We start from the raw sequence: 14,593 nt of genomic DNA on the forward strand, positions 1-14,593 counted from the left end.
GCAAACGAAGAGGTGGACTTATGAGCAAGCAGAAGATTCAAAAGGTATATCCTTTAACACCCATGCAGGAGGGCATGCTGTATCATGCCATGCTAGACCCTAATTCCTCCTCTTATTTCACACAGCTTGAGCTTGGAATAAGCGGAGAGTTTGATCTCGCTCTTTTTGAAAAAAGTCTCAATGAGCTCATACGGACATATGACATTCTCCGTACAGCCTTTGTCTATCAACAATTGCAAAAGCCTCGTCAGGTTGTACTGGCTGAACGTCATCTAGATGTGTATCGAGAGAATCTATCTCATCTGAATCATCAAGAGCAGCAAAAGGTATTGGGTCAATATAAAAAGCAAGTGAGAAAGCAAGGATTTCACTTAACGAATGATCTATTATTGAAGGTCGCTGTTTTTCAACTAAATGAAACAAATTGGCATCTGATTTGGAGCAACCATCACATCATCATGGACGGTTGGTCCATGGGTGTTTTAATGAAAAAACTGTTTCATTACTATGAATCTTATCGGAACGGTCGAACGCCGGATCGCTCACAGGGTAAGCCTTATGCAGATTATATCCATTGGCTTGGAAAGCAAAATAAACAAGAAGCGGAAAGCTATTGGAAGAAGCGTCTAGATGGCGCTGTTCAACATCAAGGACTGCTGCAGCAAAAAGAATCGAACGGACAATACGACCATCGGGAATGGACGTTTACATGGGATGCTCATACGGTACAAGCCATTCAAGATGTGGCAAGACAAAGCCAAGTGACGGCACCGAACTTGTTCCAAGCGGTCTGGTCCGTTCTTTTAGGCACCTATCATGCAGCAGATGATGTGACATTCGGAACCGTTGTATCAGGCAGACCTCCTAGTGTATCTGGGATTGAGCGCATGGCAGGGCTGTTTATCAATACGATACCCGTTCGGGTGACATTGGATCAGGGGCAGACGTTCAAACAGTTGTTTCAAAAGGTTCAGCAGCATGCACTGGAAGCGGAAAACTATGATTTTATGCCGCTTTATGACATTCAGCAAAAGACAGCTGCTGGAGGGCAGCTCTTTGATCATTTGGTTGGGTTTGAGAACTATCCTTTAGATCAGGAGCTGTCTGGAGATACCATGTCTGCACGGCTTGGTTTTTCCATTGATGTAAAGGACGGATTTGAACAAACGAATTTCGACCTAAATGTCCTTGTTTATCCAGGTGAAACGTGGACATTGAAAATCAAATACAACGCCATAGCTTTTGAAGAAAAGATCATTGAAAACATATCAAAACATCTGACCAATCTCATGAAGCAAATCATCCAGAACCCTGATGTACGCCTTCATGATGTGACATGTATCACAGAAAAGGAGAAGCAGCAGATTGAAGCGTGGAATCAGACAGAGCGAGATTATCCGAAGCATCTGTCTATTCCTGAGCTGCTTAATGAACGTATGAAGGCGCAGCCTGACTATCTGGCATTAGTTGAAGGCGATCGAACATTCACGTACGGGGAGCTTGGACAAGAAATCCGTCGTTTAGCCGGCAGTCTTGTTGAAAACGGCGTACAGCCGGGGGATGCTGTCGCGGTGTATATGAACCGATCAACAGATGCGGTGATCGCCATTTTAGCAGTTCTGCACGCAGGGGCTGCTTATGTGCCGATTGATCCTTCCCAGCCTGAGGAGAGAATCCGATGGATGCTTGAAGACAGCGGCGCATCCATTTTGCTTCATGCTGACAATCAGCCGCCAGTTGATGAACATATCAAGGCTGTACATGTGACGAGTAAGCCTCATCACTCACACGTGGATTTATCAGTTCGGACGTCTCCATCTCAATTGGCGTATATCATGTATACATCAGGATCAACTGGACAGCCAAAAGGGGTTCAAATTGAGCATCAGCATATTGTGAGATTGGCTTGCTCTCAGGAGAAATTAGGCTTGACCCAGTCGGATCGTATGGCGCATACAGGGGCCGTTAGCTTTGATGCTATTACCTTTGAGATATTTACCACGCTGCTAAATGGGGCGACGCTTTATCCTGTTGACCGTGATACTTTATTGGATATCCATCGATTCGAACAATTTATCCAAACACATCAGTTGACGGCGCTCTTTTTAACAACTGGATTATTTAATCAGCTCGCTCAGCAGCGGCCGCAAATGTTCAAAGGATTAACCACATTAATTACAGGCGGTGACGTCATCAATGTGAAGAGTGCGGAGCTTGTGAAACAGCATCATCCAGCACTTGTCTTACTGAATGCCTATGGCCCAACAGAAAATACAACCATCTCGACCATTTACGAAGTAAGAGGAGATGAAACGGGGCCGATCCCAATTGGCCAGCCGATCAACCATTCGTCAGCTTATATTTTAGATGATGATCAAAGATTGCAGCCAATTGGAGCGCCAGGAGAGCTGTATGTTGGTGGAGATGGTGTCGCAAGAGGGTATCTCCATCGTCCAGATTTGACCAATCAAGTGTTCATGGCAGATCCTTTTAAGCCGTCAGGCCGTTTGTATCGAACAGGAGATTTGGCTAGATATGGCGCGGATGGCCAGATCGAATTCCTCGGCCGGACAGATGATCAGGTGAAAATTCGAGGCTTCCGTATTGAGCTTGGTGAAATTGAAACAGTGCTTCAGCAAGAATCGGGCATAGATGATGCGGTTGTGCTTGTCCATTCGTTTTCCTCAGATGAAAAGGAAATCACTGCTTACTTCACAGGGACGATGACAGAAGAAGAGGTGCGGGATTTATTCAATCAAGAGCTGCCAGCTTATATGGTGCCGCACCATGTGATGAAGCTGGATGCTTTTACGCTCACGTCGAACGGGAAGGTAGATCGAAAAGCTTTACCAAAGCCGGACGCGCATCGGGATGAAAAGGAAATCATTCCGCCTGAGACGGAGACGGAAAAGGCACTTGCTCAAATTTGGGAGGAGCTCCTTGGGAAAACGGTAGGAGTAGATGAACATTTCTTTATGGCTGGCGGGCACTCTCTCAAAGCGATGATGATGTCCGCGAAAATTCAAGAGGTGCTTCAAAAGGAAGTACCGATTCAAGTGATATTTGAGAAGCCGACAATTCGTTCATTAGCGGCGTACATCGATCAGGACGGTCAAGAAGAAACGGGGCATCCTATTTTACCAGCAGAGCAGGCGGAAGAATATCCGGTATCACCAGCCCAGCGCCGTTTATACATTTTGCAGACACTTGAACCTGACAGCACGAATTATCATATTCCGATCGTCTTAACGCTTGAAGGGACACTCGAATATCAGCGGCTCAGATCGGCGTTTGATCAGTTGATCCAAACGCATGAAATCTTAAGAACGAGTTTTCATATAAATGGAGAAGACATCGTCCAAAGGGTGAATGAATGGACTGCATTTGACCTTCCCGTTCATGACATCAAGGAAGAAGAGGCGGAGGCATTCCTTTCTGAAAGTCAAACACCATTTGATTTAACAGCTGCGCCTCTATTGCGAGCTCAGTTGTTGAAGGTCAGTGAGAACCGTCATCTTCTCGTCTTGGAAGCACATCATCTCATTACAGATGGCAGCTCCATGAAGACGTTCATTCAAGATTTGGCGAAGGCCTATGATGGAGAAGCTCTTGCAGAAAGAGCCATTCATTATAAAGATTACGCTGTCTGGCAGTTAAGTGAAGAAGAGACGGAGAAACAGAAGGAGCATGAAGCATATTGGTTGAAGCAATTCGAAGGGGACTTGCCGGTATTAGAGCTGCCAACTGATTATCCGCGTCCAGCGGAACGTGATTTTTCCGGGGAACGATTCATGTTTGGCTGTGATCAAGCGACGACTCAGCGGATTCATGAATTGCTTCAGAAAACAGATACGACCATGTACATGTTCTTGTTATCTGCTTTTCAAGTGCTGCTTGCCACTTATAGCGGCCAGGAAGATATCATTGTTGGTTCCCCTGTTGCAGGACGGACACATCCTGATATACAGGACATGCCGGGGATGTTTATCAACACCGTTGCGATGCGCGGAAAACCAGAACAAACGAAAACATTTTTACAGCTGCTTGAAGAAATAAAAGAAACGAGTGTTGACGCTTTTGCTCATCAAAGCTATCCGCTCGAAGAATTAATTGCACGCCTTCCGCTAGATCGTGATACAACCCGAAGCCCGCTCTTTAGCGTGTCATTTAACATGCAGAACATGGAGGTTCCGGCGCTAAAGCTCGGCAATCTGCACATTTCGCCTTATGCCATTCAGCATCACTCTGTCAAATTTGACTTGTCTCTAGAAGCATTTGAACGAGAGGGAGCATTAAAGCTGAGCTTTGACTATGCAGCGGCATTATTTAAAGAAGAGACGGTCCGCAGGTTCGGAACTCATCTTCTAGCGATTATTCGTGAAGCGGTCCAACACCCGGATGAACAGATCGGCTTGCTCCGTATCCTTGATCAGCATGAGCAAATAGAGCGATTGGAGAAAAAAGACGAAGTGCAATCGAATCGTCATGAGCCCTTCCATGTCCAATTTTCGCGTCAGGTAAAGGAAACACCAGATGCCATTGCGGTGATGGATGATCAACGGAAGCTCACTTACCGCGAGCTGGAAGACATGGCAAATGCGCTTGGCAGTGAACTGAAGGTACGAGGCGTCGAGAAAGAAAAGACTGTAGCACTGATTCTTGACCGCTCTGTCTATGTCATCGTCTCAATGCTTGGTGTGATGAAAGCAGGTGGTGCATTTGTACCAATTGATCCGGCCTTCCCTGCGGAACGTATCCGTTACACATTAGAAGATTCAGGTGCACAAGTGATCGTGACAAATGAGTCTCTTGCAGGTTCCTATCAAGATCACAAGTCGATTCAGGTGGTGCAGGTTGAAAAAGCAGTGCAGCAAAGCCGCTCGCTAGATCTGCCGGAAGGCTCAGCCGATCAGCTCGCTTATGTAATATACACATCTGGTACAACAGGGAAGCCGAAGGGTGTACAGCTCACGCATCGTAATCTATCACACTATGTCAACTGGCTGACAAATGAGGTGACATTGCAAGAATGCGATAGGACGGCACTGCTTTCTTCTTATGCATACGATCTCGGTTACACAAGCATTTTCCCTGTTTTAAAAGCAGGGGGGACACTGTATGTGCCTCGTGAAGATGTGTATACAGACCCGGTGCGTCTCATGCGTTTGATTGATGAACAAGAGCTGACGTATATCAAAATGACACCATCCTTATTTCATATGATGGCAGATTCGAAGGATCATGCATTTAACGCTTTACGCCTTGTGATACTTGGAGGGGAACCGATTGTCTCTGAGGATGTTGAAACGTTTATGGAGCAGCACCCATGTGTGGCAGTGATGAACCACTATGGTCCGACAGAGACAACTATTGGGACTGTGACCAAGCTGATCACACCGCAAGAGCTAGGCGCTTTGAAGGATCGCTCTGTGATCGGGCAGCCAATTGCTCACACAAGAGCGCTCGCACTCAATCGTCAGAAGCGCCTCGTCCCTTACGGCGCACCTGGAGAGCTTTATATATCGGGGGAAGGTGTATCGAGAGGGTATTTGAATCAGCCTGAATTAACAGCAGAGCGTTTTCTTGAAAATCCGTATTTTCCTGAAGAGCGGATGTATCGTACAGGGGATTTGGTGAGACAGCATGCAAATGGAGACATTGAGTTTCTCGGAAGAATAGATGATCAAGTGAAAATCCGCGGTTATCGTATTGAGAAACAGGAAATTGAGCATGCCGCGCGTGCACGATTATCCATTCAAGAGGTGTATGTCAAAGTAATTCACATGTCCCGTTTACCGGAGCTTGCACTCTATTACGCAGCGCCTGAACCAATTGGAACACTGACGTTTAGAGAAAAGCTTGCGGAGACACTGCCGGATTATATGATTCCAACGTACTTTGTCAAAGTCGACCACATTCCGCTCACACAAAACGGAAAGGTAGATGCGAAGTCTCTGCCGCTTCCGCACGAGGTGCATATGAACCGCGCGGTGCATGCAGCACCAGAAACGGCACTTGAGCAATCGCTGTGTGACATTTGGTCAGAAGTACTTGGGGTTGAACAAATAGGTGTTCATGGTCACTTCTTTGAATTGGGAGGTCATTCTCTCAAAGGCATGGTGCTCATTTCGAAGGTACAAGCCAAGCTGAACAAGCATGTGCCGCTCAAAGTCCTTTTTGAAAAGCCAACGATACGGGCGATGGCAGCCTATTTGGAAGAAGTGGATTCTTCGGACATCACATCCATTCATCCGGCGGAGAAGCAAGATTTTTATCCTGTCTCTTCCGCTCAAAAGCGGATGTATGTGTTACAGCAGCTGCATCCAGAAGCAGTTACTTACCATATGCCTGCCGTTTTGATGATGGAAGGCAGCCTTGATGTAAAGCAGCTAGAAGAAGCGCTGCAAGCCTTGATCGAACGACATGAATCATTGCGGACAGCCTTTGTAGAAATTGACGGCGTACCAGTTCAAAAAGTCTATCGCCGAGTGCCGTTTACGTTAGAGGTTGTTGAAGTAGAGAGAGGTCATGAGCAGCCTGTCATAGACGCATTTATCACCCCATTCTCATTACATCAAGCACCATTAATGAGGGCAAAGGTGGCGAAGCTTTCTGATGAGAAATATGTGTTCATGATGGATATGCACCATATCATCGCAGATGGTGTCACACGCAGTTTGCTCATTCAAGAATTGGCAGAGTTGTATGAGAAAAAGACATTACCGCCAGTTCAGCTGCACTACAAGGATTATGCGGTATGGCAGCAGGAAGAAAAGCAGCAAGCGCTGCTCGAGAAACAGCGTCAATATTGGCTGGAGCAATACGCTCAGCCGCCTGAAGATTTGGCGCTGCCACTTGATTTTCCACGCCCTCATGTTCAGTCATTTGAAGGAGACCGCGTCGATAGATGGTTATCTGCTGAAAAGGTGCAGTCCATTAAAACGCTCATGGCTGAAAAAGGTGTGAGCTTGAACATGGTCATGCAAACGGCATTTGCCATTTTCCTTTCCAAATTAACTGGGCAGACAGATATCGTTATAGGCGCTGTGACAGCAGGACGTACGCAAGCTTCAATCGAACGGGTTCCGGGCATGTTTGTGAATACACTGGCTCTTCGACATGAAGTGCAGTTAGAGGAAACGACAGCACAATTGCTTGAAAAAATGAAAGATCGCAGCCTAGCAGCCTATGAACATCAAGAATTCCCGTTTGAGGAATTGGTGGCACAGTTAGATCTTCCGAAAGACACGAGCCGCAACCCATTGTTTAGTGTCATGCTGACAACGGATGACCGAGACCTGACGTTACCGGATCTGGATGGACTCAAGCTTTCGCAAAAACAGCAAGAAACAGTTCAAGCAAAATTTGATGTAACGCTCGGTGTATTTGAAGAAAAAGACCAAGTGGGCCTGCGTTTTGAGTATGCAGGGGCACTGTTTAAAAAGAAGACCATTCAGCGTTGGAGTCAATATTTTGAACAAATCATAGACGAAATGCTGGCTAAGCTAAATCAGCCAATTTCAGCGCTATCGATCTTAACTGAAGAGGAAAAACGAGAACTGATCAATGAATGGTCAGGTCCTGTCCTAGACGTCACGTCAGATCAAACGGTCCATGCACTGATTGAGGCCAAGGTACATGAGGCACCCCTACAAAAAGCGGCGACATTCTGCGGAACGAGCTGGACATATGAGGAACTGAACAATCGGGCGAATATAGTTGCTCAGAAATTGATCTCTCTTGGCACAAAACCCGGAGATCGCGTCGGCATTCTCACCCGTCCATCGCTTGACATGACGGCAGCCGTCCTTGGCGTCCTGAAGGCAGGTGCGGCATTCGTTCCAATTGATGCGGATTATCCGGCTCAGCGTATTGCGTACATGCTAGAGGACTGCGAGGCAGAGGTGCTTCTGATGCAAAAAGGACTGACTGCACCAACTTCTTTCACAGGTCATGTTCTGCAAATAGAAGATGCCGTAGAAGGAGAAGCACAAGAAATTCAGGTACATGTGAAACCAACAGATCTCGCCTATATGATTTACACATCGGGAACGACTGGACAGCCGAAGGGTGTCATGGTCGAGCACCAGTCTCTTGTCAATCTTGCTTTCTGGCACAATGATGCCTTCCAAGTGACAAATGCGGATCGAACCGCCAAATATGCCGGCTTTGGCTTTGACGCCTCCATTTGGGAGATGTTCCCGTCGTGGATCGCCGGCGCAGAGCTGCACATCATCGATGAAGCGATTCGTCTCGATATGATCAAGCTCAATACGTATTTCAATGAAAAAGGTATCACCATTGCGTTCCTGCCGACCCAGTTATGCGAGCAGTTTATGTCAATGGACAATCATTCACTGCGCTACCTACTGACTGGCGGAGACAAGTTGAAACAGGTAAAGCCTGTTCCATATAAACTCGTTAATAACTACGGTCCGACGGAAAATACAGTCGTGGCGACAAGCGGGATCATCAACCCAGATCAAGGAACGCTTCCAATCGGAACAGCGATTGCCAATACCCGTTTTTACATTATGGGTTTGTTATATGACCTCTCGCCGCCAGACGTACCGGGTGAGCTCGTGATTGCGGGGAAAGGACTGGCAAGAGGGTACTGGAATCTTCCAGAGGAAACCAACAAACGATTTGTCCCAGATCCATTTTATCCAGGTGAGCGCATGTACCGTACAGGCGACTTAGTGAAATGGACAGAGGATGGCGAGCTGATCTATCTCGGCAGAAAAGACCATCAGGTCAATATCCGAGGCTTCCGTATTGAACTGTCAGAAGTTGAGGCGCAGCTCCTTGCGCTGGCGGAAGTCAAAGAAGCAGTCGTGACAACGGTGAAAGATGCAAGCGATCAAGACGCCCTTGCCGCATATGTCATCACGGAGAATGAAACAGAAGACTTAAAAGAAAGCTTAAAACGCACGTTGCCAGACTATATGGTGCCATCATACATCATCAAGCTTAACCAACTGCCGATGACGGCAAATGGCAAAGTCGATCTGAAAGCATTGCCAGCGCCTGATATGGAAGCAAACCAAACGGCATACGAAGCCCCAAGAGACGAAGTTGAAACACTGCTTTGCGATATTTGGGCAGATGTCCTTGGCGTGAGCCAAGTCGGCATTCACGACCACTTCTTCTTCCTTGGTGGAGACTCAATTAAAGGCATCCAAATGGCAAGCAGACTCACGCAAGCGGGCTGGAAGCTTGATATGAAGCTATTGTTCCAATATCCAACGATTGCGGAGCTGCGCCCATATATCGAAGAAGCCGATCAATTGACAGCTGACCAATCATCGGTTGAAGGGGAAGTCATTTTGACTCCAATTCAACGCTGGTTCTTTGAGCGAGCATTCAGTGACCAGCACCATTGGAATCTCTCGATGATGCTTCATGCGCCAAACGGATTTGACCTTTCGATTACAGAACAAGTGATGCAGAAATTGCTTTCACACCATGATGCACTGCGCATGGTATACAGGCAGGAGCATGATGACATTCTGCAATACAATCAGCGGGAGCTCACGGAATCGATTGCGATTATTTCTCATGATGTCTCTAAAGAGCACGACGTGAAAAAGGCCATTTCCACATATGCCAACGAGTATCAGCGTCAGCTGAACCTCGAAACAGGTCCGCTCATGAAAGTGATTTGTTTCCGTGCAAAAGATGGCGATCACTTACTCATCGTGACACACCATCTTGTCATTGACGGTGTTTCATGCCGAATTTTACTAGAGGATTTTATGTCTCTTTATCAGCAGGCAGCTCAAGGACAAACGCTCGTCCTTCCGCCAAAAACCCATTCCTTTAAAGAATGGGCAGAGGCAATCGAACGATACGCACAGTCCAAGCCGTTAAAAAGCCAAAGTGAGTACTGGACAGAGATTGACACTCTGCCATTGACCACTTTACCTGTTGATCATGAAGTAAAGAAAAGAAAAGTTGCTCAAACAAAAGCAGTACAGATGCAGCTTTCAGAGTCCGAAACCGAGCATCTCTTAACCGATATTCATCTACCGTACACAACGGAAATGAACGATATTCTTCTATGTGCTCTCGGGCTTGCCGTTCAGGAGTGGACAGGGAAGTCCCATGTACATGTGCAGCTTGAAGGTCATGGAAGAGAGGATATTTTATCAGGGCTGGATGTCTCCCGCACGGTTGGCTGGTTTACGAGTATGTATCCAGTTGTTCTTGAAGCAAAGCCGGATCAGACCATAGCTGATGCTATTAAAGGAACGAAAGAGATGCTGCGGCGTGTGCCAAATAAAGGAATTGGCTACGGGATTTTGAAATACATGACAGCCACTGAGCCGTCAGGACAGCACGTACATCCTGAAATCAGCTTGAACTATCTTGGGCAGATCGATCAGGAAGTGACGACAGAACTCTTTGGACCGTCCACCTATGATATGGGACGACAAGCAAGCCCTGATTCAGAAGCTGTCTATAAGCTGAACCTCAGTGGTCTTGTTCAACACAATCGATTCATGTTGTCGTGTTCCTATTGTACAGATGAATATGAAGAACAAACGATACAGCAGTTCATGGCATTGTTGAAAGAAAAAATCCAATCCATCATTACCCATTGTTTAGCGCAGCAAGAAAGAGAATTTACGCCAAGTGACTTCTCTGCGGCTGATCTTGAAATGGATGAAATGGACGACATTTTTGACATGCTTGAGGAAAAATTGACCTAACAACACGAGATCAGTCATACAAACGGGAAGGGAGGATGAAATAGATGAGTTCATTTAAAAGGGATCAAGTTCAAGACATGTATTATCTGTCACCGATGCAAGAAGGAATGCTGTTTCATACCCTCCATCATCAAGAAAAGGGATTTTATGTAGAGCAAATGGATATGAACGTAAAGGGCACACTGCGTCATGACTTACTTGAGAAAAGCATGAATGTCATCGTGGAGCGGTACGATATTTTTCGTACCGTATTTCTCCACGAAAAAGTGAAGCGCCCTGTCCAAGTTGTGCTGAAGAAACGCCCTTTTACGCTTGATGTGGTGGACATGCAGGATCTTTCTAAAGACGAACAGCTTGTACGTATTGAGACATTTAAACAACAGGATCAGCTGAGAGGATTTGATCTCTCGAAGGATTCTCTCATGCGGGCATCCGTTTTCCAAACGGGTCCTGCCAGCTATCGCTGGATATGGAGCTATCACCATATCCTCCTTGATGGCTGGTGCTTTGGGCTTGTGGTGCAGGAGTTATTTGCAATTTATCATGCACTTTTGCATGACGTCCCTTACAAGCTGGAACCGGTTAAACCATACAAAGAATATATTCAATGGCTGGAAAAACAAGATAAACAAGCATCACTTCAATATTGGCAGCAATCATTAGCCGGGTTTGATGGACAATCAACCTTTAAAGAACAGAGAAAACAAACGAATGAACATGAATTAGGCGAAATGGAATGGTCGATGAGCAAAGAAGAAACGGCTGCTTTATCAGAGTTAGCGTTGCAGCAAAATGCCACGTTAAGCAGCGTGCTTCAATCGGTGTGGTCAATTCTGTTGAGCAGATATCAGCGTTCAAATGATGTGTTGTTTGGCACGGTTGTGTCGGGACGTCCGGCAGATTTGGCTGGTGTTGACAGAATGGTTGGCTTGTTCATCAATGTCATCCCAAGAAGAATTCAGCTGACAGATGACATGACATTCCGTTCTCTTCTATCAGAGACTCAGCAGCAGTCTCTTGCAGCCGAGCCGCACCAATATATTCCGATTTATGATATTCAGGCAAAGACAGGTCAGCAGCCACTCATTGATCATATTGTCGTGTTTGAAAACGTCCCAGCCGCAAAGAAGGACGAGCAAGAGGCGCGATTAGGGTTTACTGTGGAAAACATGAATGTATATGAAAAATCGAACTATGATCTCAATTTGCTGGCATCACCAGGAGAACAATTGCAATTGAAGCTGGCCTTTAACCAAAAAGCATTTGATCCTCAATTTGTCCACCGGTTAAAGGAGCAGCTGAGTCTATTGATGAACGAGGCGATCAAGCATCCCGATCAATCGGTTCATACACTTACACTCGTCACGAAACAGGAAAAGCAGCTGATTCTTGAGGAATGGAATGCGCCTGAGCTTGAGCATGACCAGCTGTATTTGTCGAAATGGTTTGAGCATAATGTCCGCAAACAGCCGAATGCAGTGGCATTATCAGCAGGTGAGCACACGATGACATATGCGGAGCTGAATGAACAAGCCAATCGATTGGCAAGGCATTTGCAAAAAAATGGGGTCACGCATCAAACGGTCATCGCCATTTTAGCCGACCGCACGCCTGAACTTATTGTCAGCCTGCTGGCTGTCTTAAAAGCAGGCGCAATCTATGTGCCAATTGATCCCGATTATCCAGAAAGCCGCATTCAATACATGCTTAAAGACAGCGGGGCAACGCATCTTCTGACTCACTCATGCTTTATCGGTCAGGCGAAGGCACTTGCGTTTGATGGTACGTATCTGTTTGCGGATGATCAGGAAATTTCACTGATGAGCTCAGAGAATCTTCTGCTAGAAGCAGGCTTACACGATACGGCTTACATCATGTATACATCTGGTACAACAGGTCAGCCAAAAGGCATCATGACGACCCATTCCAATATTGCCCGGGTGGTCAAAAATACGAACTACTTAACCATTTCAGAAACAGATACACTGCTGTCACTATCCAACAGCGTATTTGATGGCTTTACATTTGATGTATATGGCGCACTTTTAAACGGAGCAAAGCTTGTCTTGCCGAAAAAAGAGACCATTTTAAACATGGGCGAGCTGACGGGGGTGATTAAAAGGGAAAACATTTCTGTCATGTTTGTTCCGACGGCATTATTTAATCTCCTCGTTGATGAAGAAACCGACTGGATGCGCAGTGTGCGCAAGGTGCTGTTCGGAGGAGAGCGGGCATCGGTACAGCATGTGAGGAAAGCCTTTGATGTCATGGGGAAAGACAGACTGATCAATGTCTACGGTCCAACCGAATCAACGGTCTTCGCCACCTATTATCCAGTAGATGAGGCTCTGCCGGTAGAGACGCGTTCGATTCCAATCGGAAAGCCGCTCAACCAGACGGGTGCTTATATATTGAGCCCGCACGGACAGCTTCAGCCGATTGGAATGGTCGGAGAACTATGCCTGAGCGGAAAAGGGCTTGCGAAGGGGTATTTGAATCGTCCTGATCTGACAAAACAAGCCTTTATCGCCCATCCATTTGCTGCGGGAGAAAGGCTGTATCGTACGGGAGACTTGGCCTATTTTCGAGCAGACGGTTTGATTGAGTATGCAGGCAGAGTGGATGACCAGGTGAAAATTCGCGGTCATCGAATTGAGCTGACAGAAATTGAAGCCCACCTTCTCATGCATCCAGGCGTAAAGCAAGCTGCCCTTATAGCTGATCAGCATAACACGCAGCATACAAGGCTGCTCGCCTATATGACGTGTGAGGAGGAGTGGAAGGACAAACTCGATGTGATCAAGTCAGGGCTGAAGGAAAAACTTCCGGCTTACATGCAGCCTCATGAGCTGATCAGACTTGAGAAAATGCCGCTTACGCCAAATGGAAAGGTTGATAAACGTCAGCTGCCAAAGCCAGAGGCGCCTCAAGGAAACCGCCATGTGAAGCTTCCAGTAAATGAGGTAGAACAAAAGTTGCTTGTGATGTGGAGGGAAGTGCTTGAAAGAGATGATATCAGCACAGATGACCATTTTTTTGAGCTTGGCGGGCATTCATTAAAAGCGATGTCGCTTTTATCCAAGGTGTCGAAGGAATTCGATGTTCAGGTGCCCATTCACTTGCTGTTTGAGACGCCTACTATTGAAGCAATCAGCCGTTATATTCAACAGCAGGATCAGGAAGCCGCAGGCTATCTTGTATTCAATGAATCTCAAACGCCAACAGTCTTTGCTCTCCCGCCATTACCAGGCTATGGCTTTATTTATCAGGAAGCCGCAAAAACGCTTGATGGTGTTCGTTTGATCGCCTTTGACTTTATTGAAGCCGATCATCGAATTTCGCAATATGTTCAGCATATCCAGCACCTTCAGCCTGAAGGACCGCTGACTTTGATGGGATACTCTGGCGGGTGCTACCTAGCCTTTGAGCTTGTTCAATCGCTCGAACAAGCAGGGCGGACCGTCGAAAAGGTCATCATGATCGATTCCTATAAGAAAATAGGAGAAAGTGATTTAGAAGGACGATCCATTGATGACGATATAGCAGCGATCGTCCATCAGTCGCAGCAAAGTGAACTTGCCCAAGCGGAGCTCATCCAAGACGCGCTGGCTCAAAAAACGAGAGCCTACTATGAAACTTTTGTTAAGGGGGTGAACCAAGGAGAGATACAAGCAGACATTGACTTCATCCAATCCGAAGAGCAAATTGCGATACCAGACTGGATGGAAAATTGGGAAGCTGCGACGACCGGCGCTTATCGACAATATCAAGGCTATGGTCAGCACGCTGACATGTTCAAAAACAAAGAATGTGCCGCTCAAAATGCACAGCTGATCCAAAAGATAGTCCATCATAAAAATAGAGAAGCAGTCTTGTAAACT

General features: G+C 46.4%; 2 protein-coding genes. Both read left to right on the forward strand.

What is annotated here, in order from left to right; all coding sequences use genetic code 11:
- Window positions 1–20: 20 nt before the first annotated feature.
- Complete coding sequence (locus C6Y01_RS16390) at window positions 21–10,712, forward strand: non-ribosomal peptide synthetase (protein WP_106038507.1); 10,692 nt, start codon at window positions 21–23, stop codon at window positions 10,710–10,712.
- A gap of 44 nt (window positions 10,713–10,756) precedes the next feature.
- Window positions 10,757–14,590: a non-ribosomal peptide synthetase gene (locus C6Y01_RS16395; RefSeq protein WP_106038508.1), complete on the forward strand. Its 3,834-nt coding sequence runs from the start codon at window positions 10,757–10,759 to the stop codon at window positions 14,588–14,590.
- Window positions 14,591–14,593 lie beyond the last annotated feature (3 nt).

Source organism: Bacillus sp. NMCC46, assembly GCF_002998465.1.
Lineage (GTDB): Bacteria > Bacillota > Bacilli > Bacillales > Bacillaceae > Bacillus.